This is a genomic window from Micromonospora inyonensis (assembly GCF_900091415.1).
GTDB classification, from domain to species: Bacteria; Actinomycetota; Actinomycetes; order Mycobacteriales; family Micromonosporaceae; genus Micromonospora; species Micromonospora inyonensis.
Map to the genome: position 1 here is coordinate 1,385,693 of NZ_FMHU01000001.1, position 24,197 is coordinate 1,409,889.

At 73.5% G+C, this 24,197-nt stretch carries 28 protein-coding genes; 17 read left to right on the forward strand and 11 right to left on the reverse strand.

Going from position 1 to position 24,197, the window contains the following annotated elements:
• Nucleotides 1-74: 74 nt before the first annotated feature.
• Nucleotides 75-1,283 carry an arginine deiminase gene (locus GA0074694_RS06285; RefSeq protein WP_091453836.1) on the reverse strand — a complete coding sequence of 403 codons (1,209 nt, stop codon included), beginning with the start codon at nt 1,281-1,283 and terminating at the stop codon, nt 75-77.
• 163 nt (nt 1,284-1,446) lie between these two features.
• Here GA0074694_RS06285 and GA0074694_RS06290 point away from each other — a divergent pair, with 163 nt between their 5' ends.
• The 5 genes from GA0074694_RS06290 (at nt 1,447) to pheA (ending at nt 4,833) form a co-directional block, all read left to right on the forward strand.
• Entirely contained in the window at nt 1,447-2,187 is a 741-nt protein-coding gene (locus GA0074694_RS06290; protein WP_091458739.1) for a hypothetical protein, read from the forward strand.
• 166 nt (nt 2,188-2,353) lie between these two features.
• Nucleotides 2,354-2,812: a hypothetical protein gene (locus GA0074694_RS06295; RefSeq protein ID WP_091453840.1), complete on the forward strand. Its 459-nt coding sequence runs from the start codon at nt 2,354-2,356 to the stop codon at nt 2,810-2,812.
• A 61-nt stretch (nt 2,813-2,873) separates the two neighbouring features.
• Nucleotides 2,874-3,263: an ACT domain-containing protein gene (locus GA0074694_RS06300; RefSeq protein WP_091453842.1), complete on the forward strand. Its 390-nt coding sequence runs from the start codon at nt 2,874-2,876 to the stop codon at nt 3,261-3,263.
• A gap of 99 nt (nt 3,264-3,362) precedes the next feature.
• Nucleotides 3,363-3,866 (forward strand): hypothetical protein, encoded by a 504-nt coding sequence (locus tag GA0074694_RS06305; protein WP_091458743.1) that lies wholly within the window; start codon nt 3,363-3,365, stop codon nt 3,864-3,866.
• Between the two features lie 10 nt (nt 3,867-3,876).
• Nucleotides 3,877-4,833, forward strand: a complete 957-nt coding sequence (gene pheA / locus GA0074694_RS06310; protein WP_091458741.1) for a prephenate dehydratase — start codon at nt 3,877-3,879, stop codon at nt 4,831-4,833.
• 106 nt (nt 4,834-4,939) lie between these two features.
• Here the strand turns inward: pheA and GA0074694_RS06315 are convergent, their stop codons facing one another.
• From GA0074694_RS06315 to GA0074694_RS06325, 3 genes are all read right to left on the reverse strand, one after another.
• Complete coding sequence (locus GA0074694_RS06315; RefSeq protein WP_091453846.1) at nt 4,940-5,662, reverse strand: AIM24 family protein; 723 nt, start codon at nt 5,660-5,662, stop codon at nt 4,940-4,942.
• Between the two features lie 95 nt (nt 5,663-5,757).
• On the reverse strand, nt 5,758-6,120 hold the full coding sequence (locus GA0074694_RS06320) for a metallopeptidase family protein (RefSeq protein ID WP_176737798.1): 363 nt from the start codon (nt 6,118-6,120) through the stop codon (nt 5,758-5,760).
• A gap of 98 nt (nt 6,121-6,218) precedes the next feature.
• On the reverse strand, nt 6,219-6,650 hold the full coding sequence (locus tag GA0074694_RS06325; RefSeq protein WP_091453849.1) for an OsmC family protein: 432 nt from the start codon (nt 6,648-6,650) through the stop codon (nt 6,219-6,221).
• Nucleotides 6,651-6,874: 224 nt separating this feature from the next.
• Between GA0074694_RS06325 and GA0074694_RS06330 the strand changes: the two genes are divergently transcribed.
• The 3 genes from GA0074694_RS06330 (at nt 6,875) to GA0074694_RS06340 (ending at nt 9,568) form a co-directional block, all read left to right on the forward strand.
• Nucleotides 6,875-7,732 (forward strand): hypothetical protein, encoded by an 858-nt coding sequence (locus GA0074694_RS06330; RefSeq protein ID WP_091458748.1) that lies wholly within the window; start codon nt 6,875-6,877, stop codon nt 7,730-7,732.
• Between the two features lie 175 nt (nt 7,733-7,907).
• On the forward strand, nt 7,908-8,729 hold the full coding sequence (locus GA0074694_RS06335; RefSeq protein WP_091453852.1) for an HAD family hydrolase: 822 nt from the start codon (nt 7,908-7,910) through the stop codon (nt 8,727-8,729).
• Nucleotides 8,729-9,568: an HAD family hydrolase gene (locus GA0074694_RS06340; RefSeq protein ID WP_245714563.1), complete on the forward strand. Its 840-nt coding sequence runs from the start codon at nt 8,729-8,731 to the stop codon at nt 9,566-9,568. The genes GA0074694_RS06335 and GA0074694_RS06340 overlap by 1 nt, the downstream gene beginning before the upstream one ends.
• Before the next feature lie 15 nt (nt 9,569-9,583).
• Here the strand turns inward: GA0074694_RS06340 and GA0074694_RS06345 are convergent, their stop codons facing one another.
• Nucleotides 9,584-10,189, reverse strand: a complete 606-nt coding sequence (locus GA0074694_RS06345) for a bacterial proteasome activator family protein (RefSeq protein WP_091453856.1) — start codon at nt 10,187-10,189, stop codon at nt 9,584-9,586.
• A 58-nt stretch (nt 10,190-10,247) separates the two neighbouring features.
• Complete coding sequence (locus GA0074694_RS06350; protein WP_245714564.1) at nt 10,248-11,210, reverse strand: GNAT family N-acetyltransferase; 963 nt, start codon at nt 11,208-11,210, stop codon at nt 10,248-10,250.
• Between the two features lie 77 nt (nt 11,211-11,287).
• On the opposite strand from GA0074694_RS06350, the gene GA0074694_RS06355 reads away from it, so the two are divergent.
• Together GA0074694_RS06355 and GA0074694_RS06360 are read left to right on the forward strand one after the other, a co-directional pair.
• Nucleotides 11,288-12,106, forward strand: a complete 819-nt coding sequence (locus GA0074694_RS06355) for an alpha/beta hydrolase family protein (RefSeq protein ID WP_091453859.1) — start codon at nt 11,288-11,290, stop codon at nt 12,104-12,106.
• Between the two features lie 68 nt (nt 12,107-12,174).
• Nucleotides 12,175-13,362, forward strand: a complete 1,188-nt coding sequence (locus tag GA0074694_RS06360; RefSeq protein WP_091453862.1) for an ABC transporter substrate-binding protein — start codon at nt 12,175-12,177, stop codon at nt 13,360-13,362.
• A 60-nt stretch (nt 13,363-13,422) separates the two neighbouring features.
• On the opposite strand, the gene ddaH is transcribed toward GA0074694_RS06360, so the two are convergent.
• The gene (gene ddaH, locus GA0074694_RS06365; RefSeq protein WP_342670918.1) at nt 13,423-14,256 is read right to left on the reverse strand and encodes a dimethylargininase; all 834 of its coding nucleotides are present in this window, start codon (nt 14,254-14,256) and stop codon (nt 13,423-13,425) included.
• A gap of 59 nt (nt 14,257-14,315) precedes the next feature.
• Here ddaH and GA0074694_RS06370 point away from each other — a divergent pair, with 59 nt between their 5' ends.
• Both GA0074694_RS06370 and GA0074694_RS06375 read left to right on the forward strand, forming a co-directional pair.
• On the forward strand, nt 14,316-14,774 hold the full coding sequence (locus GA0074694_RS06370) for an Lrp/AsnC family transcriptional regulator (protein WP_091453869.1): 459 nt from the start codon (nt 14,316-14,318) through the stop codon (nt 14,772-14,774).
• Nucleotides 14,775-14,915: 141 nt separating this feature from the next.
• On the forward strand, nt 14,916-16,802 hold the full coding sequence (locus tag GA0074694_RS06375) for a beta-propeller domain-containing protein (protein ID WP_091453874.1): 1,887 nt from the start codon (nt 14,916-14,918) through the stop codon (nt 16,800-16,802).
• Nucleotides 16,803-16,951: 149 nt separating this feature from the next.
• Here GA0074694_RS06375 and GA0074694_RS06380 read toward each other — a convergent pair whose 3' ends face one another.
• From GA0074694_RS06380 to mobA, 3 genes are read right to left on the reverse strand one after another with little or no spacing between them, the layout of a single operon-like run.
• Nucleotides 16,952-18,064, reverse strand: a complete 1,113-nt coding sequence (locus GA0074694_RS06380; RefSeq protein WP_091453877.1) for a T3SS (YopN, CesT) and YbjN peptide-binding chaperone 1 — start codon at nt 18,062-18,064, stop codon at nt 16,952-16,954.
• A 51-nt stretch (nt 18,065-18,115) separates the two neighbouring features.
• On the reverse strand, nt 18,116-18,373 hold the full coding sequence (locus tag GA0074694_RS06385) for a DUF6457 domain-containing protein (protein ID WP_091458756.1): 258 nt from the start codon (nt 18,371-18,373) through the stop codon (nt 18,116-18,118).
• The gene (gene mobA, locus GA0074694_RS06390) at nt 18,370-18,975 is read right to left on the reverse strand and encodes a molybdenum cofactor guanylyltransferase (protein ID WP_425413579.1); all 606 of its coding nucleotides are present in this window, start codon (nt 18,973-18,975) and stop codon (nt 18,370-18,372) included. Before mobA ends, GA0074694_RS06385 begins: the two co-directional genes overlap by 4 nt.
• Before the next feature lie 147 nt (nt 18,976-19,122).
• Here mobA and fdhD point away from each other — a divergent pair, with 147 nt between their 5' ends.
• The gene (gene fdhD / locus GA0074694_RS06395; RefSeq protein WP_091453883.1) at nt 19,123-19,968 is read left to right on the forward strand and encodes a formate dehydrogenase accessory sulfurtransferase FdhD; all 846 of its coding nucleotides are present in this window, start codon (nt 19,123-19,125) and stop codon (nt 19,966-19,968) included.
• Nucleotides 19,969-20,069: 101 nt separating this feature from the next.
• Complete coding sequence (locus GA0074694_RS06400; protein WP_091453887.1) at nt 20,070-20,681, forward strand: tyrosine-protein phosphatase; 612 nt, start codon at nt 20,070-20,072, stop codon at nt 20,679-20,681.
• Between the two features lie 55 nt (nt 20,682-20,736).
• Here the strand turns inward: GA0074694_RS06400 and GA0074694_RS06405 are convergent, their stop codons facing one another.
• Nucleotides 20,737-21,780 (reverse strand): DUF4192 domain-containing protein, encoded by a 1,044-nt coding sequence (locus GA0074694_RS06405; protein WP_091453891.1) that lies wholly within the window; start codon nt 21,778-21,780, stop codon nt 20,737-20,739.
• Nucleotides 21,781-22,019: 239 nt separating this feature from the next.
• Between GA0074694_RS06405 and GA0074694_RS06410 the strand changes: the two genes are divergently transcribed.
• Genes GA0074694_RS06410 through GA0074694_RS06420 form a run of 3 tightly spaced genes read left to right on the forward strand, consistent with a single transcriptional unit; the run spans nt 22,020 to nt 24,194 of the window.
• A complete protein-coding gene (locus GA0074694_RS06410; protein ID WP_091458758.1) occupies nt 22,020-22,937 on the forward strand; it encodes a fructosamine kinase family protein in 918 nt (305 codons plus the stop codon).
• Nucleotides 22,934-23,947, forward strand: coding sequence for a GTP 3',8-cyclase MoaA (gene moaA, locus GA0074694_RS06415; protein WP_091453894.1), 1,014 nt, complete (start codon nt 22,934-22,936; stop codon nt 23,945-23,947). Before GA0074694_RS06410 ends, moaA begins: the two co-directional genes overlap by 4 nt.
• Before the next feature lies 1 nt (nt 23,948).
• Nucleotides 23,949-24,194, forward strand: a complete 246-nt coding sequence (locus GA0074694_RS06420) for a MoaD/ThiS family protein (protein WP_091453897.1) — start codon at nt 23,949-23,951, stop codon at nt 24,192-24,194.
• The last annotated feature ends 3 nt before the right edge of the window (nt 24,195-24,197 follow it).

A 24,197-nucleotide genomic window follows, 5' to 3' on the forward strand; every position in this document is an offset into this window, starting at 1 on the left:
GAGCTGAGCCCTCCCAGGTGCCTGCAGGGCCCCCTCCTCACGCTTCTTGACGAGCAGGGGACCCCTGCAAACCCTCAGCCGGGCAGCGGGTCGCGGACCAGCGGGCAGGACATGCAGCGCGGGCCGCCCCGGCCGGAGCCCAGCTCGGATCCGGCGATCGGGATCACCTCGATGCCGGCCCGTTCGAGCTGGGCGTTGGTCTCGACGTTGCGTTCGTAGCCGACGCAGAGCCGGGGGGCCAGGGCGAGCGTGTTGTTGCCGTCGTCCCACTGCTCGCGCTCGGCGGTCACCGGGTCCAGTCCGGTGTCGATCACCCGGAGCGCGTCGAGGTCCATCGCGTCGGCCGCCGCGCGCAGGAACGGGGCCGGCCCGTCGACCTGCGGCTCGCCGTCCGGCCCCGCGACCACCGTGTACGCCGACAGCGTGTGGGCGACGTTCGGGTACATCAGCACGGCGTCCACGTCGACCATGGTGCAGACGGTGTCCAGGTGCATGGTGGCCCGCTCCTGCGCGATCGGCACCACCAGAACGGTGTGGGCCAGTCCGGCGGCGAGGACCCGCCGGGCGAGTCGCTCCGCGCCGGCGGGCGTGGTCCGCTCGCCCACCCCCACCGCCAGCACGCCCGGCGCGAGCAGGAGCACGTCCCCGCCCTCGAGGTGCTCCAGGCCCGGTTCGTAGAGGAACCGGGAGTCGGCGAAGCGGGGATGGTGCCGGTAGATCGCGGCGGTGAGCGAGGTCTCCCGACGCCGGGCCGGCATGGCCAGACTGGTCACCCCGACCCGGTCCCGGATCCACAGTGACGAGTCTCGGCTGAAGAGCAGGTTCGGCAGCGGGTCGATGACGAAGTCGTGCCGGTCCATCAACGTGTAGACCAGCCCGCCGGGACGGTCCCAGCTGGTCCGCAGTTCCTCGTGGGCGAGGCCGGCGACGAACACGTCGGCGAGGGCGGCCGGATCGAGATACGCGAGGTGGTCGGCGACCCGGCGACGCAGCGTCTCGCCGAGACGCCGGTCCCGCAGTACCTGGTCGGTCAGCTCCGCGCGGGCGTCCGCGACCGCCAGTGTCTCGGCCAGTAGGGTGGCGAGGTACAGCACCTCCACCCCGCGCTCGCGCAGGGCGGCGGCGAAGGCGTCATGCTCCTCCTGTGCCCTACCCACCCATGGGATAGCGTCGAACAGAAGTGAGTCGTTGTTGCGGGGGGTGAGTCGCGCGAGTTCGGGGCCGGGCCGGTGCAGGAGCACGGTGCGGAGCCGGCCGACCTCACTGTCCACGTAGTGGGTCACCCACGCAGCCTAGGCCAGTGGTTGACGGCATCCGGGAAAAGAGGTGGTCATGAATGTGACATTCATCCACACTCACTCCGGTGCTTCGACTTGCCGACACACCGGCCTAGCCACGTAGGGTAGTGAGGACATAACTTCGAGGGACCTTTTGCCGGAGGTCGCGATGTCTGTCTTTCCCGCACGTCGAGCCGTACCCACCAGCCGGGCACTGCCGCCCATGGGGGCTCCACCGTCCCACATCGAGGCTTCCGGCCTCCCCGCCCCGGTTCGGCCCTCGCCGTTCGGGTGGGCACGTCGTCGCCGCGCGGAACGGGGTGCCCGTCGGCTGGAGGCCGCCGGGGCCCGCGCGCTCGGCCAGCTCGACACCCTCGGGCCGGCCTGGCACGTGATCGAGTGGCCGCGGGCGGACCTGGCGGACACACTGCTCGACCCGGTCCACGACGACCGTGCCGGGTTCCTCGCCATCGGCCCCAGCGGGCTGTTCGCGATCAGCATCGTCGACCACGGCCGCACCCGCGTGCTCGTCGCCGGTGACGTCGTCCAGATCAACGGCAAGCGCCCGCCGTACGTGGCGGAGGCCCGCCGGGACGCCAAGCGGGCCAGCAAGGCGCTCACCAAGGCCGTCGGCAAGACCATCCCGGTGACGCCGGTGCTGGCCTTCGTCGGGTCCGGTGACATCAGCGTCTACGGCCTGCCGAAGGACATCCTCATGGCCACCCACCGCGAACTCGACCGGTTGCTCATCGCCGGTGGCGCGCGGATCAGCCCGGCCACCGCGGAGAAGCTCGCGCAGGTCGCCCAGCATCCAGGGACCTGGACCAACGACACCTACCGTCCAACTGCCGACTACCGGTGGTACGAGGAGAGCCGAATGGCCGCTGACAAGCGGGCCAACCACCGGTAACGTCACCGGCGACGCTACGCGGCCGGGGTCCCCCACCGGTCCGCGCCGTCGCCGGTCATCCGCTGGCGGGCACCCTTTCCACCTGCGGTCCGGTGGCTTCCGCGGGTCGCCGGTGGGCAGGCGGCCAGCCAGCATGGACAGCCCGGCGGTGCACAGAGGAGGCTCGGTGGCCCACGTCGAACTCTCGCTTTCGGACGTGTTCGTGCCGGCGGCGCGAACCCCGACAGAGCACGGGTTCGGCAACTTCGAGCAATGGTCCACCACGGTCTCCCGCGCCCTGGAACCCTGCCTTCTGATCGACGTGGAGACCAAGGTCGCCGCCGTGTCGGCGTCCGGCTGTGAACTGCTCTGCCTGGGCACGCCGGACGAGCTGATCGGCCTGCCGTTGCTCGACGGCGGGTTGCGTCTGCTCGACTTCACCGCCAACCGGTGCGAGCTGACCGAGCAGGAGGTCGACAAGATCCCCCCGCTGCTGGCCCTCTCCTCCGGTCGACTCGCCCGTGGCCTGCTCCGGGTGCAGGCCGCCTGCGCGGACGCGCCGGACGCCACCGTCGACGCCATCTCCACGCCGGTGCTCGCCGACGGCGTCGTCGCCGGCTCGCTCACCTTCTTCTCCGAGGTCTGAAGTCCGCCCGACGCGGCAACAGGCGTGTACCGGGGCCTCCTCGACGCCGTAAGGTGCCCTCATGCTGGATATCGCTCTGCTGCCGGGCGAGTACGCTGTGTGCCGGCTGACCGCCGGTGCCGCCCTCCCACCCGGGCTCTGGAGCGACCTCGGCACCGGGCAGGTCGTCTCGGTGAGCTGGGCGGCCGACGGGGTCTCCGTGATCTGCCCGGTGGACCGGATGCCCGGCGGCCTTCCCGTGGAGACGGCCTGGCGGTGCCTGCGCGTCGTCGGCCCGCTGGGCTCGGTGGTGACCGGGATGCTCGCCGCACTGGTCGGGCCGCTCGCCGAGGCCAGAGTCGACGCGGTGGCATTCTCCACCTACGACACCGACCACCTTCTGGTGCCGGCGGTACGCCTGGTCGAGGCGACGGCCGCCCTGCGCGAGGCCGGACACCGGATCGCCGACTGACTTCACCCCGGGGCCGTCTCGACCTACCATGGGCACGACCCCGTCGGAACGACCTCCACCTATGTCAAGGACCGGTTCGTGCCCACCACCTTCTCCCGGATGCTGGCGCTCAGCCTGCTGACCGTCGTACTCGGCGGGTGCGGGGCTCCACCGGAGCTGGAGCAGCAGTCGGCCGGACGGTCGACGCCCACCGCCACCGCTGTCCCGCCCGCCACCGCCTCCCCCACCCCACCCACCGGTCTTCCGCTCCCGCCGCCGACGGGCCTGCCGTCCACCCCCGGCTCCGGCGCGGTCGCCGTCGCCTGTCGCAACGGTCCCTCCGGTGAGCAGGTCCTGCGGCTGGTGCGCGGCTCGGCCGGGGTGCTGCCCGGGGACACCGGGGTCCGGGTGCGCAGTGCGCCGCTCTGCACGGACGACTGGCAGTACACGGTGCTCGCGGTCTCCGGGTACGAGGATCTGACCGTGGTCAGCCAAGGGCGACCGGGTGCGCTCCGGCTGGTCACCGCCGGCACGGACGTCTGCACGATCGAGGTGCGGACTGCCGCGCCGACCGGGATCCGGACGCTGGCCTGTGACGGCACGGGCGGCCTGCCGGGTGCGTAGGCTGGTCGGCATGCCGGGAACACCGCCGACCCGTTTCGTCTACCTCGGCCCCGAGGGCACCTTCGCCGAGCAGGCTCTGCGCACCGTCCCCGCCGCCGAGCGCGGCACCCGTACGCCCGCGCGCAGCGTCGGCGAGGCGCTGGACGGCGTACGGGCGGGGGAGGCGGACGCCGCCCTGGTGCCCCTGGAGAACTCGATCGGCGGCGCGGTCGGCGTGACGCTCGACGAGATGGCCGAGGGGGAGCCGCTGGTGATCACCCGCGAGGTGGTCCTGCCGGTGGAGTTCGTCCTCGGGGCCCGCCCCGGCACCACCCTCGCCGACATCCGTACCGTCGCGGCCCATCCACAGGCGTCCACGCAGTGCCGGAACTGGCTGCGGGGCCACCTGCCGGACGCGGTGGTGGTGGACGTCCTCTCCAACGGGGCCGCCGCCAGCGGGGCCGCCGCCGGCGAGTACGACGCGGCGGTCTGCGCCCCGATCGGCGCCGCCCGGCACCGACTGGCGGTGCTCGCCGACAAGATCGCCGACCACCCGGACGCGGTGACCCGGTTCGCGCTGGTCTCCCGGCCGGGCCCGCCGCCCCCGCCGACCGGCGACGACCTCACCTCGCTGGCCGTCTACATCGCCCACGACCGGGTCGGGGCACTCCTGTCGGTGCTGATGGAGCTGGCGGTACGCGGGGTGAACCTGACCCGGATCGAGTCCCGCCCGACCGGTGAGGCGCTCGGCCGGTACGTCTTCTTCCTGGACTGCGCCGGCCACGTCGCCGACGTCCGGCTCGGGGAGGCGTTGCAGGGGCTGCGCCGGGTCTGCGCGGACGTCCGCTTCCTGGGGTCGTACCCCCGGCACCGCTCCAGCGACGCGCCGGGTGACCGGCCGGTCCCCGCCCCCGCCGGCCTCTCCGACGGCGACTACACCGACGCGGCGGCCTGGCTGGCCCGCATCCGCGCCGGCACCCTGCCCTGATCCGCGCCCCGCTGCCCGGCTGAGATGCCTGCAGGGGCCCCCTGCTCACCAAAATGCGTGAGGAAGGGGCCCCTGCAGGCAGTGGATCACTCAGCGGGCAGGTGGATCAGCTGAGCAGGCCGCCGAGGAGGCCGCCCTGCTGCTGCTGGGTGCTGCCGCTGCCCTGGAGAGGGGGCTCCTCGGAGGGCTGGACCACCACGAAGCCCTGGCCGGCGAAGCTCATCGTGAACGCCTCGCCGGTGCTCCGGCCGAGCAGGGTGCCCAGGCCGAGCTGCTCCGCCCGGTGGTAGCCGGTCTGGAGACTCGCCGACCAGCAGACGGCGGCCTGCGGGTCGACGTAGGTTGGCGCGTCGACGTTGAGCACCACCGGGGTGCCCTTGGTGGTGATGGCGATCCGGCCGTGGCCGCTGAAGACGCAGTTGAACAGGCCGGACGCGGCCATCCCGGTGCCGCCGACCATCTTGATGTCGTACTGGAGGGACGAGTCGAAGGCCAGCACGCTCGAACCGTTGATGGACAGGGCGTCGCCGGGTTCGAGGTCGATGATGTGTACGTCCTTGGCGAAGTCGGCGAGGAAGACGTCACCCCGGCCGGTGAGCTTCATCAGCGGGACGCCCTCACCGGTGAGCTTCTGCTTGAGGAACTTGCCGAGGCCACCGGAGCCGAGGGCCTGGAACTGCACCTGCCCCTGGTACGCGACCATCGAGCCGACGCGGGCCATCGCCTCGCCGTTCAGCTCGATCTTCAACATTTTGGAGTTCTGCAGCCGCATGCCGGGCTGAGCGGACTCCTTCTCGAGGTTCTCCGCGGAGAACAGCGCGCTGCGCATGGGTCTTCCTCCTGAATCCGGGTTGCCTGCCCGGAGGGTAGGTGACCGCCGCAACCGGCGTGCCGGCGGTGGTGGGTCCGACGACCGGTGGGCGGTCAGCCCCAGCCCAGCTCGTGCAGGCGGTCGTCGTCGATGCCGAAGTGGTGGGCGATCTCGTGCACCACGGTCACCGCGACCTCGTCGACGACGTCCTCGTCGCTGTCGCAGATGCGCAGGATCGGCCGTCGGTAGATGAGGATCCGGTCCGGCAGGACCCCGGAGTAGTCCCAGCCGCGCTCGGTCAGCGCGTGCCCCTCGTAGAGGCCGAGCAGCTCGGGATCGCCGGGCGGTGGATCGTCCTCGACCAGGATCACCACGTTGCTCATCAGGCTGAGCAGCTCCTCGGGCACCTCGTCGAGGGCGTCGCCGACCAGCTCCTCGAAGCGCTCGCGACTCATCTCGACCGGCACGGCACCCATTCTGCCGTAGCCGGTGGCCCCGGCGACGTCCCGCTCGACGTCGGCTCGGGACGCGGCGAGGCCCCCGGCTCCGGCTCGGGACGGGCGACGCCCCGGATTCAGGACGCCAGGCGGGCGGTGAGGCTGATCTCGGCTCCCGGGGAGAGCAGCCGGGAGATCGGGCAGTTCCGCTTGGCCTCCTCGGCCAGCGCGGTGAACCCCGCCTCGTCGATGCCGGGCACCTGCCCGGTGGTGTCGAGGTCGATCCGGGTCACCGTCATGCCGGCGTCGGTCTTGTCCAGGTGCACCTTGGCCGTGGTCTCCACGGAGGTGCCCGGCGTGCCCGCGTCGGCGAGTGCCTTCGAGAGAGCCATCGAGAAGCAGGCGGCGTGTGCCGCGCCGACCAGCTCCTCCGGGTTGGTCCCCGCGCCCTCCTCGAAGCGGGACTTGAACGAGTAGTTCCCCTCGTACCCTCCCTGGCCGGTGCGGAGCGTGCCGGAGCCCTCGGTCAGGTTGCCCTGCCAGCGTGCGGATGCGGTTCGGATAGGCATGTCCCGACGCTATCCGACCCGCCCCCGCCCGGCGACCGGGTGCGTCCGCCGTGACCCGGTCGGGTCGTCCCCACCGTGCGGCCCGGAGCGCAGGTCACACGGCCGGCGGTCCAGCCGGCCGGGCGCGGCCCGGTGCTCCCGGCCGTCCCGGGCCGGTTGTGTCATGATTCGGCGCAGGCCCACGAACGGTGCAGATCGGACCCGCGACCGCGGAAGGGTGGCCGATGTCCCAGGATCTCCCCATTCCCCGCCAGAGCAACCGGTCCGACGGCCCGGCCATCCTGGAGTGGGGCGCGGCCGACCCCGCGCCGGAACGCCTCACCCGTACGGTGGCCGGGCTCGGCCGGGACCCCCGGCTCCCCGTCGTCCTGGTCGGGTTGGGAAGTGCCGCCGCGCTCGCCTCGCTGATGGGCGAGTGGCTGGTGATGACGCTGCCGGAGAACGGGCCGGAGGGCAGTGGCCGTCTCCGCGTCCCCGGCGGGGTCTCCGAGGTGGGCGGCTTCGGGGTCACCTACCTGGTCGGGCTGCTCGGCCTGGCCGGCGCGGCGGCGCTCGCACTCGGCGGCACCCGCGACGCCCGGCGCAACGCCCGGGTGCTCGGCTCGGGCCTCGCGGTGGCGCTGCTCGCGCTCCTCGTCGCGGCTGCCGTCTCGCTCGACGACTCCACCCGGCGGTCCCTCTTCTACAGCGCCGACAGCGGCTTCCAGGTCGAGTACGGGCGGGGACTGGTGATGGCGTTCGTGGCCGTGGCGCTGCTCGGCTCGGCGCTACGACTGGGCGGGTCGGCCGAACGTGGGCCGGGTCCGGAGTCCGGGGACGGCTCCCGGTCCCCGGAGCACGGGCCGGCGGCGCGCGGCGGGGCGGGCGATTCCCCGGAGCACGGGCCGGCGGCGCGGGACGGGACGGCCCGTTCCCCGGAGCAGGCGACGGCGGAGCCGGGGGCCACGGCGGAGCGTTCCGACCGGCCGTGGTGGCCGAGGCGGCGGCGCCGGGCGGCGGAGGAGCACCCGCCCGCGCCGGAGGGGCTCACGGTGGAGCCGTCCGCCCCGTTCGCCGGCCCCGAGCCACCCACCGACCGCTGACGGCGCTCCCCGTCCGGCGCGGGTAGCCGAACCGACACCGGGAGTTGGTGGTCGATTCGCCGGGAAGCCGTGGTCGCGAGCGGATCAGCGAGGTACGGTGGCTGCCCGCCGTCACGCACCGCGAGGCTCCGACGACCATTCGGGTGGCGCGGCGGCGGCGGGCGAAGGAGGAGCGATGACCCGCCCGGGACTGCCGAAGATGATCGCCACCGACCTCGACGGAACGCTCGTCCGCAGCGACGAGACGGTCTCCGCGTACACCCACGGGGTGCTCGACCGGGTCCGGGCCGCCGGCATTCCGGTCGTCGGCGCGACCGGTCGGGGGCCGAGACTGACCGAACTGACCCGCAACGACATCCGGGCCGCCGACTACCTGGTGATGGCCGGCGGCGGCCGGGTGGTGGACCAGAGCGACCCGGACGGACCGGTGGTGCTCCGCGACGAGCGGCTTCCCGGGCCGGTGCTGGCCGAGATCGTCGCCGACCTGGAGGCGGCGGTCGGCCCGCTGACCGTGATGGTCGAGGCGCTGGACGACCCGAGTGCACCGCTCTGGGGCGACTACCACCCGAGCTGGCCCTACCAGGACCTGTTCGAGCCGCGTACCCGTGCGGAGTGCCTGACCCGCGACGTGATCAAGGCGTTCGCGCGTACGCAGGACCACCACGTGGACGAGCTGCTGGAGGTGGCGCGGGGCATCGTGCCGGCCGACGTGGCCACGCTCACCCAGGCCGGGCTCGGCTTCGTCGAGATCTGCCCGCCGGGAGTGGACAAGTCGACCGGCCTCACCGTGGTGGCCGAGGCGCTCGGCGTGGACCCGGCCGACGTGCTGGTCTTCGGGGACATGCCCAACGACCTGCCGATGTTCGAGTGGGCCGGCTGGGCTCGGGTGGCGGTCGCCAACGCCCACCCGGTGCTGCGCGCCGTCGCCGACGAGGTGACCCTGCGCAACGACGACGACGGGGTGGCGGTGTACCTGGACCGGCTACTGTCCGGCTGATGGACCCGACCCCGCCCCTCGCCACCATCCGGCCCACCCCTCGGCTCGTCGCCACCGACATCGACGGCACCCTGCTCGGCCCGGACCGGACGCTGAGTCCGTACACCGCACGGGTGCTGGAGCGGATCAGCACCCGGGGCACGCCAGTCGTGCTGGTGACCGGCCGTCCGATCCGCTGGCTACAGGTGGTGTACGAGCAGCTCCACGCGCCGCTGCCGGCGATCTGTGCGAACGGGGCGGTGGTCTACGACCCGGCCGCCGACGAGGTGCTGCGTGCCGACCCGCTCGCCCCGGACCTGCTGGCCGAGGTGGCCCGGCGGCTACGGGCGGCGGTGCCGCGGGTGAGCCTCGCGGTGGAGGTGGTGGACAGCCGTCAGATGCGGCACGAGGCGCACTTCCCGCTGTACTGGGACGCCGACCCGACGGTGATCCGGGCCATCGAGACGCCGGAGGAACTGCACGCCGCCCCGGCGGTGAAGCTGCTGGCGCGGGCCGGGGAACAGGATCCGGACCGGTTCACCTCCGTGGTGGCGGAGGCACTGGCCGGGCTGGCCGAGGCCACCCACTCGTCGCGCTCCGGGCTGGTGGAGATCTCCGCCTCGGGGGTGACCAAGGCCGCCGGGCTGGCCTGGTACTGCTCCCGGCTGGGACTGTCCGCCCGGGACGTGCTGGCCTTCGGTGACATGCCGAACGACGTACCGATGCTGACCTGGGCCGGACGGGCGGTGGCGGTGGGCAACGCGCACCACGCCGTCCTGGCGATCGCCGACGAGGTGACGGCGGCGAACACCGAGGACGGCGTGGCGACGTACCTGGACCGGGTCTTCAGCGCGAGCTGACGCCCGGTCCCGGGGTCAGAGGTACTGGCCGGTGCTGTGCCCCTCTCCCGTCGGCGACGGGGGCATCCCCGGCATGCCGGGGACCACCGCGCCCGGGCCGCTGGGCAGCGCGTGCCGGCCTCCGGAGCGCATCTGTTCGAGCTGCACCCGGGCGGCCATCTGCTGCGCGACCAGCGCCGCCTGGATGCCGTGGAAGAGACCCTCCAGCCAGCCGACGAGCTGGGCGTGGGCGATCCGCAGCTCGCCCTCGCTGGGGGCCTTCTCCTCGGTGAAGGGTAGGGAGATCCGTTCCAGCTCCTCGCGGAGTTCCGGGGCGAGACCCTCCTTCAGCTCGACGATCGACCGCTCGTGTATCTCCCGCATCCGGTGCCGGCTGGCGTCGTCCAGCGGGGCGGCCTTGACCTCCTCCAGAAGCTGCTTGATCATGCTGCCGATCCGCATCACCTTGGCCGGCTGCTCCACCAGACGGGTGGGGTCCTCCTGGTGCGCCTCGTCGGTCTGAACCGTGCCCACCGGCCGGCCGTCCGGGCCGACCACCACCACGGTGCCGGAGTGCCCGGTGCCGTCCCGGCCCGGCTCCTCGTTCTGTTCAGCGGAACGTCCTTCGGTCATGGCACCCATCTTTACCCAGGCCGGGGTGCCACCGCTCGCCGGGACGCCGACCGGGCCGCCACGGTGCTCAGTAGCCGACCAGGCGGTGCAGCCGGAGGAACGTCTCGGTGAAGCCGAGCGCCGGCCAGGCGCGTGAGGAGAGCAGGTTGGTCACCCGCCAGTCGGTGACCACGCTGTCGAATCCGCTGTCGGCGGCCCAGTCGACCACCGCAGCGCCCAGTGCCCGGCCGGCCCCGGTCCCCCGGGCGGGCGGGAAGACCGCAGCGAACGCGAGGAACCCGGCGTTCTCCGGTCGGGCCAGGCCGAGGTGGGACCCGGACTTCTCGATGGCGCATCCGACGGCCGACCCGACGACCTCGCCGTCGCGTTCGACCACGAAAGTGGCGTAGTCAGGGTTGTCGATGTCTTCCGCCCACTCGGCGAGGCTCTCCTCGACGCTGCCTAGCCGGCCGGCGGAGAAGGTCGGGGAGCGCCCCTGGTGCAGGGGCAGTTCGACGTCGAGCCGGGCGAGCACCGGGACGTCCGCCCGGGTGGCTCGGCGCACGGGCGGCCCGGTGGTCGGGGTCGGGCCGGACGCCCGCCGGATGGCGTGCGCGTGCTGCTGGCCGAAGCCCAGGCGGAACCAGGCGTGCGCCAGCTCCGTGTCGTGCGCGGGCACGAGGACGTAGTGCGCCGTGCGGCCCTCGTCGACCCAGCGGGCGGCGGCGGCCGCGTACAGGTCCCGGGCCACCTCGGCGTCCGTGACCGCCTGGCCGGCCGCCTCGACCCAGACGTTCGGTCCCCACACCGGTGACGGCTTCGGGGCACCGAGCACGAAGCCGACCGGGACATCCGCGCGGAACGCGACCGCGCCGGACGCGTCCGCCGTCCCGAACACGGCGGTCAGTTCCGCGACGGCCGCGTCGACGTCGGCGAACCGGGGGGACAGCAACGGTTGGGCGGCGCGGTGGCGACGGTGCCGGTCGGCCAGCAGCGCACCGCAGGCCGCCAGATGCTCGGTGCCGAACGGTCGGATCTCCAGGCGGGGCATGGCGGGCACGGTACCCACGGGCGGTCCGGGCGGACACCCCGTTTTCGCCGGGTCGCGCCGCGCTCTACGGTCACGGCATGTCCAGCGGCCCCCGTGAGGTGCTGACCCGCCCCGCCCCCGACCCGGACGTCACGGTCGCCTACGGCGCCCTGCCGGACCAGGTGGCCGACCTGCGTCGGCCGGTGGGGGCCGGGCCGACCCGACCGCTGGTCGTGGTGGTGCACGGCGGCTTCTGGCGGGCGGAGTACGACCGCGCGCACACCGGTCCGCTGGCGGCCGGACTGGCCGCGCTCGGGTACCCGGTGGCCCAGGTGGAGTACCGGCGTACCGGGCAGCCCGGGGGTGGCTGGCCGGCGACGCTCACCGACGTCCGCGACGCGGTGGCCACGCTGCCCGGCCTGGCGGCGCGGGAGCTGCCCGACCGGGTCGCCCCCGGGCCGCCGCTCCTGGTGGGGCACTCCGCCGGTGGCCACCTCGCGCTGTACGTGGCCGCCACGGCCCCGGAGACCATGGCCGGGGTGCTGGCCCTGGCCCCGGTGGCGGACCTGGCCGAGGCGTACCGGCGGGACCTGGACGGCGGGGCGGTGGCCGCGCTGCTCGGCGGCGGCCCGACAGAGGTGCCCGACCGGTACGCGCACGCCGACCCGTCGATCTCGGTGCCGACGCGAACACCTGCGGTGGTCGTTCACGGTGTGCTGGACGAGCAGGTGCCGATCGCACTGAGTCGGGCATTCGTCGCAAAAGCCAGGGCCATGGGCGCACCCGTCTCGCTGGTCGAGCTGGCCAGGTGCGAGCATTTCGGGCTTATCGACCCAGCCTCGCCGGCGTGGCCGGAGGTGACGGGCGCGCTGCGATCATTACAACAAGGTCAACGACCATTGACGCAGCGTCGATGAGAGAGTAGAACGCCGGAGGGACTGCGACTGTCCAGGCAACACCTCCCGGAAGGAACTCGGTGTAGCAGATGAACCGCAGGCGGGTGCTTCAACTGTTGGCCGCGACAGTCGGGACGACAGGGCTGACCGCTGCGTGCGGCACCGACATGGGCGACGACGCGCCGGAGGCGGGCAGCCCCATCAAGATCGGGCTGATCGCGCCCCGGGCCGGGGGCTACAAGCCGATCGGCGACGAGCTTCTGAACGGTTTCCAGCTCTTCCTCGACCTCAACGACCAGCACCTCGGCAACCGACCGGTCACCCTGCTCACCGCCGACGAGGGGGAGAACGCCGCCAGCGGCAAGGCTGCCGTCGACAACCTGCTCCAGCAGGGCGTGCTCGCCCTGACCGGGGTGGTCAACTCCTCCGTCATGGTCGGCATCCGGGACACGGTGGAGCAGGCCCGGGTGCCCCTGATGGGCTCCGACGCCTCCCCCGCCACCCTGCAGAGCGTCGTCTACATCTGGCGGACGTCGTACGTGCTCGACGAGCCGGGCCGGGCCCTCGGCGGCTACCTCAGGCAGCAGATGCCGGCGGGCAGCCGCGTGGTGATCATCGCTCCGGAGAACGTCGGCAGCCTCGACGTCGTCAAGGGGTTCCGGCAGGAGTTCGGGGCGTCCGACCCCCGGCTGGTCGGCGAGCCGATCTGGACCCGCTTCTCCACCGACCCAGGCGGCGACTACTTCCGCGCCGACATCCAGCAGGCCCTGGCCCGCGACCCGGGCGCCATCTTCTGCTTCTACGCCGGCTCGGCGGCGGTGCAGTTCATCCGCCAGTTGCGCGGTGCCGGTTACCGGGGCCCGGTCTACGCCCCCGGCTTCCTCACCGAGGGTTCGGTGCTCAGCGAGATCAAGCCGGCCGAGGCGGCGAACATCATGACCTCGCTGAACTACTCCGCCGACCTGAACAACGCGGCGAACCGGCGGTTCGCGGCGGCGTACCGGAAGAAGCACAACGCCTCGCCGACCACGTACGCGATGGCGTCGTACGACGCGGCGCAGGTTCTGGACAAGGCGATCCGGCTCGCCGGCCCGAACGCCAACTCGCAGCAGGTGAACCTGGCGCTCGGCAAGGTCGGCCAGATCGACAGCCCACGCGGTTCCTGGCAGTTCAACCAGCCGCGTACCCCGCAGCAGCGGTGGTACCTGCGCCGGGTGCAGCTCGACGGCCAGGTGCTGGCGAACATGCTGGTCACCGAGCTGGCCACGCTGGGCTGAGCGACGACGACGGTCGGTGACCGGTGCCCGGTCACCGACCGTCGTCGCGTACGGCTGCGGTCAGTGCCGCAACTCGGCGATGCAGCACTTCACGCTGCCGCCGCCCTTCTTCAGTTCGGCCAGCTCGACCGGTACGGGGGTGTACCCGGCGGCCTTCAGCTTCTCGGCCAGGCGGGTGGCCTCGCTGTTGAGCACCACGTGCGCCCCGTCGCTGACCAGGTTGAGCCCGAAGGCGAGGGCGTCGGTGTCGTCGGCGACCACCGCGTCCGGGAAGAGCTGGGCCAGCACCCGCTGGCTGGCGTGGGAGAACGCGCCGGGGAAGTAGACGATGTTGGTGTCGTCGATCGCGGCGAGCGCCACGTCCAGGTGGTAGAAGCGCGGATCGACCAGGTGCAGCGAGATCACCGGACGACCGAGCGCCTCCTGCGCCTCGGCGTGGGCGGCCGGGTCGGTGCGGAAGCCGTAGCCGGCGAGGACCAGCCCGCCGTGGGCCTCCGACACGTACGCGAAGTCGCCCTCGCCCTCGTTGGTCTCGTTCGGGGCGATGAACCGCCAGCCCTGCTCCTCGTAGAAGGCGCGGTGCGCCGCGGCCTCGGCGGCGCGCTGCTCGTGCCTGAAGCGCGCCCCGTAGACGATGCCGTCCACCACGAACGCGCCGTTCGCGGCGTAGACCATGTCCGGCAGGCCCGCCTGCGGTTTCAGCAGGTGCACGGTGTGGCCGAGGTTGACCAGGGTCTCCCGCAGCCGGTCCCACTGCTTGACGGCCAGTGCGGTGTCAACCGGCGTGGTGACGTCCATCCACGGGTTGATCGCGTACTCGACCGCGAAGCGCTCCGGCGAGCACATGAGATATGTCCGCTTTCGCGGCACTCGCTGCTGGTTCACGATGACCAAGATTAGGTACGGTTGACCGTCGTCAACAGCCACAACCATTGCTTCCAAGGGGCGGAACGTTGCAGATCGACGCCGTAGACCAGCGAATCATTGCGTTGCTCGTCGCCGACGCCCGCGCCTCGTACGCGGAGATCGGCAGTCGGGTCTCGCTCTCCGCCCCGGCGGTCAAGCGCCGGGTCGACCGCCTGCGGGCCACCGGGGTGATCCGGGGGTTCACCGCCGTCGTCGACCCGGCCGCCGTCGGCTGGACGACCGAGGCGTTCGTCGAGCTGTTCTGTGCCGGCCGGACCACCCCGGCCCAGATCGGCGCGGTCGCCCGCCGGAACCCGGAGGTGGTCGGCGCGTACACCGTCTCCGGCGAGGCGGACGCCCTGGTGCACCTGCGGGCCGCCGACATGAGCCACCTCGAACAGGCGCTGGAACGGCTCCGCGCGGAGCCCTTCGTCACCTCGACCCGCAGCGCCATCGTGCTGTCCCGGCTGGTCGAGTCGCCCGGGGTCGGCCCCTCCGCCCGCTGAGGTCCCGATCCGGCCCGGCCGCGGTACGGACGGGCGGCACGACGGGACGCACGCCGCCGGGGAACGGCACGGCGGACACCGAACCGGACAGGGTCGCCGGGCGACGGAACCGAACAGGCGCCGGGTGCGTCGGAACACCCCATGAGACGGGGAATCGTCGCCCTCACCGCGCTCACCCTGGTGACCGGTTGCACGGCCGGCACGTCACAGCGGGACCGCACCGACCGCACCGTGGTCGCCATGCGACTGGTCGCCTTCGACTCCTGCGCGGACGCCCTGACCGACCTGCGCGCCGCTGCCCGGAGCGCGGTCGGTCCGTGGGGCCTGCCGGGCGGCCCGGTGCCGCTGTCCGTCGCGGCCGAGGCAGGTGGCGCACGATCGGGTGCCGGTCCGGCCGCTGCCGCCCCGGAACAACAGCCACACTCGGCCACGAACAACCACGAGGCCGACGCCGACGAGCCCGACGTGGTCAAGACCGACGGAAAACGAATCGTCACGCTCACCGGGGGCGTGCTGCGCGTCGTCGACCCCGCCCGCCGTGCGGCGGCCGGCCGACTCGACCTGAACCGGGTCGCCGGGGACGGCCACTGGTGGGCCAGCCAGCTGCTGCTGCACGGCGACCGGGCGATCGTCCTGGCCGCCGACGCGTTCCGCCCGGCACGCGGCATCCCCCGGCCCGACGTCGGCCCCTCGATGGAGACCCGGGTACTCCTGGTCGACCTGGCCGGAACCCCCCGGATGCTCGGCTCGTACCGGATCGACGGGGAACTGGTCGACGCCCGCAGGATCGGCGACACCGCCCGGGTGGTGGTCCGGTCCCGGCCCCGCATCGCCTTCCCGGAGCATGCCCGGGACGCCACCGACACGGAGCGGGTCGCGGCGAACCAGGCGGCGATCGACCGGGCTCCGCTGGAGAACTGGCTGCCCCGGTACGAGTGGAGCGACGACGGTGGCCGACGGACCGGCCAGCTTCCCTGCGACCGGGTGTCCCGGCCGGCCGGGCACACCGGCGCCGCGCTGCTGAACCTGCTCAGCTTCGATCTCGACGCCGGACGGCTGGGCGACGGTGACCCGATCGGGGTGGTGGCGGAGGGGGACACCGTCTACGGCACCGCCACCAGCCTCTACGTCGCCCACAACCAGGGCGGGCGAATGGTCACCCGGATGGGCGGCTCCGGCACCCCGTCCGAGGTGAGCACCGGGCTCCACCGGTTCGACCTGACCTCGCCCGGCCGCCCCCGGTACGTCGCCTCCGGGTCCGTCCCCGGCCACCTGCTCAACCAGTACGCGCTCTCCGAGTGGGAGGGGCACCTGCGGGTCGCCACCACCACCGACCCGGGCGGCCGCTCCCGCAGCGGGGCCTCCAGCTCGGCGGTGTACGTGCTACGGACCGACGGGGACGAGCTGCGCCAGGTCGGCGCGGTCACCGGGCTGGGCCGGGGCGAGCGGATCTACTCGGTGCGTTACCTCGGCGGCACCGGATACGTGGTCACCTTCCGGCAGACCGACCCGCTCTACTCGCTCGACCTGCGCGACCCCACCACCCCGAGGGTCACCGGAGAGTTGAAGATCACCGGCTACTCCGGGCACCTGCAACCGGCGGGCGAGGGCCGGCTGCTCGGAGTCGGGCAGGAGGCCGACACGCGGGGTGCCCGTCAGGGCCTGCTGGTCTCCCTCTTCGACGTCGCCGACCCGGCGAAGCCGACACGGCTGGCGCACTACCACCGGCCGGAGGCGTACTCGCCGGCCGAGCACGATCCGCACGCCCTGCTGTTCTGGCCGGCGAGCGGACTGGTGGTGCTGCCGGTGTCCGGGCCGCAGCGTGTCGGGCAGGAGGCGTTGGTGCTGCGGACCGACGGGTCGCGGCTCACCGAGGTCGGCCGGATCACCCACCCCGGCGACGGCCACCAGGGCGGGATCATGCGCTCCCTGGTCGTCGGCGACACCCTCTGGACCCTCTCCGGCGTCGGGCTCCAGGCCACCGACCCCGTCGGACTCACCACCCGGGGCTGGATCCCGGCCACCTGATCCTTCCTCCCCTCAAGCGGTTGGGGCCCGGCTCTCGGGGTTGCCGGGCCCCAACCGCCCTCCCCCCGCAGCCCCACGCACCCCACCACCGGCGCGTCGGTCAGCAGGTCGACGGCACGGCCGGAGAGCCCGGCGACGACGAGGCTGCGCTAGAGGTACATGCCGGTGCGGTGCCCGCCCTCTTCGTCCTGCTCGCGCCGGCTGGGCTTGTCGCCCTCCCCGAAGAACCGCTTGCCGCCGAACTCGCCGTGCAACCGGTCGTCCAGCTCGTCCGCCAGCCCCGTCATCACCTGCACGGCCAGCATCAGATGGGTGGCCTGGAAGTTTCGGCCGAAGACCGGGATGGAGGCCCACACCGTGTCCTCGGCGCAGTAGAGCCGCCCGATCGGCATGCGGTTGGTCAGCTCGGAGAGCTTGACGTAGAGGCGCTCGGTCGGCTCCACCTCGGTGAGCACCGGGGAGAAGACGTCGACCAGGGGCGGATTGTCGCGGACCCGGACGAAGACCATCGCCGAGCCGGCCCGGATGTTGATGTCGCCGTCCGAGTCGACCTGGAGCTTGTCGGAGTCGGACTTGAGCATGCTGGAGACGACCGTGCGCACCTGCTCGGCAAGCGCCAGGACGTCGTTCGTCCCGGTCTGGGTGGCCGCGGCGGCGAGTGCCTCGTCGAGGTCCGCCTCGACGTCGTGGTCCGGGCCGAACTCGCTGCGGGCGGTGCCGAGCGGGCCCGTCGGGAGCGGCTCTCCCCCGGCGTCGTGCACCAGGTAGACCAGGAACGCCGGGTGCGGTGCCCCGTAGACGTCCCGGAGCGTACGGGAGACGGCCGCCGCCAGGCGGGTCGCCCCGTCGGCCGAGCCGATCAGGCCGAAGTACTCGCCGGAACCCTCCACCACGCCGGGCGGCGACCAGCCGAGCGCGATCATGTCGGCCACCGCCGCGCGGTCCAGCCGGTAGCCCTCCGGCAGGGTGGCGTTGCCGACCGCTCGGGCGACGAGCCGTCCGTCGTCGTCGACGTCCACGCTGATCGAGTAGACCGCGTCGCCGGTGCCGGAGGCGGTGGGATCGAGGGTGACCGCGAGGTGCGCGCCCACCGGCAGGTCGCCGAGCCGTGCGGCGAGCGCCCGGGCGAACTCCCGCCACGCCTCGGTGACCTTGGCGCGCAGGTCGGCGGTGGTCGGCTCGTCGAGCAGGATCGACTCATGGTGATCCGGCATGGTGCCGGCCGCGTCATCGGCCGGCGTCGGGGGGTGGTCTGCCCTCATGATCGTCTCCGTCCGTCAGGGCCACCCTACCCACGGCCCCCACCCGGCCAATCAACCCGCCGTGCCCTCACCACCCCACTCCACCGGCCAGGACCGGGCCAGCCCACCGAGCCGGGTCGCGGTGGCCGCCGGGTCCGCACCCCGGGCGACCGCCAGCCCCAGCAGGTACGCGGTGACCGGGGCACCCGGGCGCACCACGTGGTGGGCGACGTCCCGGGCGAGGTCGAGCACCTCCGGCACCGGCACCCCGGTCGGGTCGAGGTCCAGTTCGGCACAGGCCGCCGCCACCCAGTCGTCCATCCGCGTCATCGCGTCCACTCCTCCGCCCGCCGTACGTCGTCGTCAGTGTCGCAGTCGAACCAGGGCGGCGGGCCGCCGCCGGACCAGTGCAGCTCGGCCACGGTCAGCCCGGCCAGGAGCGCCCGGACCGACGCCCCGGTGAGCGTCCCGCCCCGGTCGGCGGTGAGCCGGTCGACGGCGGCCCGCAGCGGAGCCGCACGCCAGATGCCGCAGAGGAACTGGCGTCGTCCGTCGGCGTCCACGTGGCAGATCCCGTCGGCGGTGGCGTCGGCGGCGAGCGCCCGGCGCAGCTCACCCACTGCCGTGGCGGTGAGCAGCGGCAGGTCACCGGCGAGTAGCGCGACCGTGGTCGTACCCGGCGGTAGCAGGGCCAGCCCGGCGGCGACGGCCGCGACCGGTCCGCCACCGGCGGGTTCCTCCCGGGTCAGCCGGACGTCGGCGAGCACGGGGGTGGTGTCCGGGCCGACCACGATCCGGGGCTCCGCGTCGGCGACCGCCGCCAGGACGCGGTCCCGCATCGGGCGGCCTCCGACCGCGAGGCCGGGCTTGTCGACCCCGCCCAGCCGGCGCGCCGCGCCACCGGTCAGCACCACCGCCGCATAGCCGGACACCCGACCACGGTAGCCCTGCCGAGGGCATCCCAGTCCCGCCGGGGGCATCTCAGCCCGCCGGGGGCACGTCGCCCCCACCGACAGGCTCCGTCCGTCTGTCGGCGGGGGCGGGCCACCGACGACCACCGGCCGGGGCAGGATGGGCGGATGGGACGGGCGACTGACCGACGCAGGGTGCTCCGCATCGATCTCGGGCCGGAGGGGCGGGTGGTCCGCCGGCCGGACAACCTGGCCGCCGAGGAGCCGCTGGAGATCCGGGTCGGCCCGGCCGGCCCGGCCCGTCGGCGCCCCCTCGCGGTGACGATGCGCACCCCCGGGGACGACCTCGACCTGGCGCTCGGCTTCCTGCTGACCGAGGGGCTGATCCGGTCCACCGACGACGTGCAGACCGCCCAACTCTGCGCCGGGGCGGACACCCCGAACACGTACAACGTGGTCGACGTGGTGCTGGCCCCCGACGTGCCCGAGCCGTTGACCGATCCGGCCCGCAACTTCTACACCACCAGTTCCTGCGGGGTGTGCGGCAAGGCGAGCATCGACTCGGTACGGACCCGCTCGGCGTACCGGGTCGCCGACGACCCGACGATCGTGCCGGCCGGGGTGCTGGCCGCGCTCCCGGACACGCTGCGTTCCGCCCAGCGTGGCTTCGACCGCACCGGTGGACTGCACGCCGCCGGCCTGTTCACCCCCACCGGAGAGTTGGTCGTGCTGCGGGAGGACGTGGGTCGGCACAACGCGGTGGACAAGGTGGTCGGCTGGGCCGTCCGGGAACGACGGCTGCCGCTGGCCGGGCACCTGCTCCTGGTCTCCGGACGGGCCAGCTTCGAGCTGACCCAGAAGGCGTGGATGGCCGGGATACCGCTGCTGGCGGCGGTCTCCGCGCCGAGCACCCTCGCCGCCGACCTGGCTGCCGAGGCGGGGATGACCCTGGTCGGCTTCCTGCGGGACGAGAGCATGAACGTCTACACCGGCGACCACCGGATCAGCCGCTGACCGGCTGCGGGCGAGACCCCGGCTGTCCAGGTGCCGCTCGCGAAGATCCCGACAGGTTTCCCCTCGGCCTGCCGCTGATCCAACGTGATCTGATTCCAGACATGGTCCTGGACTGGTCGGGCTGCGGTAATGCACGTGACGTGGGTGGTTGCTTCACCTTTGACGGTCGCCGGATCCGCACGGGCGCGCTGCTGCGCTCGGACAGCCACGAACGTCTGACAGCGGACACCGTCCAGGCACTCCGTCTCGGTGGGGTGAGCCGTGTCGTCGATCTGCGCTGGACCTGGGAGTGCGAGGCCCGGCCGAGTCCGTTCGTCGGCGATCCGGTCTACCGGCACGTGCCGATGCTCGACGACGTCCTGCCGTACACTCCGCCGCCGGACACCTACGCCCCGATGCTCGACCACAACCACCAGCGGATCGGTACGGCCTTCCGGGCCGTGGCCGAGGCACCATCGGGCGGCGTCCTCGTGCACTGCACGGCCGGACGGAACCGGACCGGGGTGCTGGTGGCACTCCTGTTGGCCGTGGCCGGGGTCGCCGCTGGGGACGTCGCCGCAGACTACGGACGCACCGACGGCTGTTCGCCGCAGACCATGCTGCGTACCCTCACCCATCTCGACGACCGTTACGGCGGCGTCCGGGCGTACCTGAGGCGAACGGGCGTCCGGGCTGCCACTTTGACCGCGGTCCGGGACCGGCTGCTGGAGTGAGTGCAGTCGGCCGGTGCCCGGCCGAAGGTCGGCGCGGTCGAGTGCGGCCCGTAGGTCAGCGGCCACCGCGGCGGCGACGGCGGCGACGGCTGGTGCGCTTGTCGTTGAGCACCGGCCAGTTGGCCAGTCGTGCGGGTGGCACGCCCCGGCGGAGCAGGTCGTCGAGGAGCAGCGCCATCGGGTAGTCGGGGTTCCGGGCGAGCACCCGCTCCAGGGCCACCGCCGCCAGCGCGCCCTGACCGGCCCGGAACGCGGCGAAGGCCAGCAGGCAGCCCGGGGCGGCGGTCACCTCCGGCTCGCTCCGGCGGAACACGTCGGTCCAGAGCACGATGTGCTCGTCCGCGCCGTCGGTGCGTTCCCACACCACGTCCCGCGCGGGCACGAAGGTCAGGAGGACGCCGAGCCAGGCGATCTCGTCGTCGGTCGACCGCTCCCCACGCCGGGTCCGTTCCACCGCAGCGTGGTGCGCCTGCCGGGCCGCCCCGATCATCGCCTCTCCGGAGATCAGCTCCTCCGGGGCCACCGCACCGAGCAGGTCACCGAGCCGTTCCCGGGCCCGGACGGTGGCCTCGCGCACCGCCTCCCGGACCGGCCCCTCCACCGGGGCCACCTGGGCGGTCAACGCCGCCCGGTCGGGGAGCGCGACCTGCCCGGCGAAGACGGCGGCGGCGGTGACCTGGCTGGCCCGGGGGTCGTATCGGGTGCCCTCGGGCGGGCAGCATCCGGGATCGACGCAGAGGTACGACCAGTAGCGGTCGTCCTCGACCCGCAGGGCGTCCAGCACGGCGAGGCCGGCCTCGTCCAGCTCCCGGCGGACCGCGTCCAGCGTCACGGTGACCCGGAGGGCCGGACCGTACCCGACGACCGTGACCGAGTCGGCACCCTGCCGGCCGATCACGGCGGCGAGATACCGGGAGACGGGTCCGGGGTCGGCACCGGACGGTGTCAGGTCGGCGCGCGCGGCGAAGATGATCTGCTTCTCCCGGAGCGCGACCACCACCACGCTGTCGGCCGGGTGGAAGCCGAGCAGGTACGGCACGGCGGCGATGAGATCGGCAGGGGAGCGGACGGCGAGCCGGGGGCGGTCGGTGGAGTTCATGCCGGCAGCCTGCGTGGCGAACGGGTCGGCGGGCAGGCCCTGTGGACGACACGCGTCCCGTCCACAGGCCGGGGACCGTCCGGCCCAGGTCAGCGCGAACGTGCAGTCAGTGCAGGTTGTGCGTGCGGCGGAAGCCGGCCACCCGAGGGGCGACGTGCCGGCCGGCGGGCGCACAGACGGGGCAGCTCGACAGCGTCCCGCCGGGCACCATGCCGCCGCCGACCAGCTACCTTGCGCTCATGGACCTGGCCTATCTGCGGGCGCACCCGGCGCACCTGCCGACCTTCCTGACCCATCAGCGGATCCGGGAGACGCCGGTCTCCGGCGGCAGCATCTGCGCCGCCTCCCGGCTCACCCTGGACGACGGTCACTCGGTCTTCGCGAAGAGCTGGCCCGAGGAGGCCGCCCAGCCGGTCCCGGCGGGGTTCTTCGCGGCCGAGGCGGCCGGGTTGCGCTGGCTGCGCGCGGCGGACGCGGTGGCCGTACCGGAGGTGCTGGTGGCGCTGCCGGAGCTGTTGGCGGTCGAGTGGGTCGAGCCCGGCGAGCCGACGCCCGCCGCCGCCGAGCGGTTCGGGCGAGAGCTGGCCGCCCTGCACCGCAGCGGCGCGCCGACGTTCGGGGCCGACTGGCCCGGCTTCGTCGGCGCGCTCGGCCAGGACAACGTCCCGCAGGCGGGACCGTGGTCCACCTGGTTCGCGCAGCGCCGGCTCCTGCCCCACCTGCGGCGCTCGGTCGACGGGGGTGCGCTCACCGCCACCGAGACCGCGCTGGTCGAGCGGGTGGTCGACACCATCGGCGAGTACGGCGGGGACGAGCCGCCGGCCCGGATCCACGGCGACCTGTGGCCGGGCAATCTCGTCTGGGGCCTGGACGGGCGGGTCTGGCTGGTGGACCCGGCCGCGCACGGCGGCCACCGGGAGACCGACCTGGCCCAGCTGGCGCTCTTCGGTGGCGCACCTCACCTGGACCGGGTCCTGGCCGCCTACCGGGAGGCGTGGCCGCTGGCCGACGGGTGGCGGGCGCGGGTGCCCCTGCACCAGCTCCACCTGCTGCTGGTGCACACCGCGCTGTTCGGCGCGAGCTGGCGCGAGGCGGTCGGCCGGGCCGCCCGGCGGGTGCTCGACGGCGCCGCCGGCCGCGCTACCGTCGAGCGATGAGCGCAGACCAGCCGAGCGCGGGCGGACTCGTCGACCGGCACGGGCGCACCGCCCGGGACCTGCGCGTCTCGTTGACCGACAAGTGCAACCTGCGCTGCACGTACTGCATGCCGGCGGAGGGGCTGCCCTGGCTGGCCGGGCCCGATCTGCTCACCGACGACGAGGTCGTCCGGCTGGTCGGGGTGGCGGTACGCCAGCTCGGCGTGACCGAGGTGCGGTTCACCGGCGGGGAGCCGCTGATCCGCCCCGGCCTCCCCCGCATCGTGGCCGCCGTGGCGGCGTTGGAACCCCGGCCCCGGATCTCGCTGACCACGAACGGGATCGGGCTGGACCGGGTCGCACCCGCGCTGACCGCCGCCGGGCTGGACCGGGTGAACGTCTCCCTGGACACCCTGGACGCCGACCGGTTCGTCCGGTTGACCCGGCGTCCCCGCCTCGCCGACGTGCTCGCCGGCCTGGCCGGCGCGGCAGCGGCCGGGCTCCGGCCGGTCAAGGTCAACACGGTGCTCATGCGGGGGGTCAACGACGACGAGGCGCCCGCGCTGCTCCGCTTCGCCCTGGCCCACGGTTACCAGCTGCGGTTCATCGAACAGATGCCGCTGGACGCCCAGCACGGCTGGGACCGGTCCACCATGGTCACCGCCGACGAGATCCTCACCACCCTGACCGGGGAGTTCGACCTGAGCCCGGACCCGGCCGTACGCGGGGCGGCCCCGGCCGAGAGCTGGCTGGTCGACGGCGGTCCGGCCCGGGTGGGGGTGATCGCCAGTGTCACCCGGCCGTTCTGCGGCGACTGCGACCGCACCCGGCTCACCGCCGACGGGCAGATCCGGTCGTGTCTCTTCGCCACCTCCGAGTCCGACCTGCGCGGCGCGCTGCGCGCCGGGGCCGACGACACCGAACTGGCCCACCGCTGGCGGCGGGCGATGTGGGGCAAGGCCGCCGGACACGGCATCGACGACCCCACCTTCCTGCAACCGGCCCGACCCATGTCGGCGATCGGAGGCTGACGTGCAGGTGACCATCCGATACTTCGCCGGGGCTCGGGCCGCCGCCGGACGCGCCGAGGAGCACACGGCCGGCGGGCGTACGCTCGACGAGGTCCTCGACGAGCTGACCGCGCGGCACGGCGACCAGCTCGCCCGGGTGCTCCGGGTCGCGAGCTTCCTGGTCGACGGCGTGACCTGTCATGATCGTCGAACCCCGCTCCCGGCCGGGGCCACGATCGACGTCCTACCCCCGTTCGCCGGGGGCTGAGGG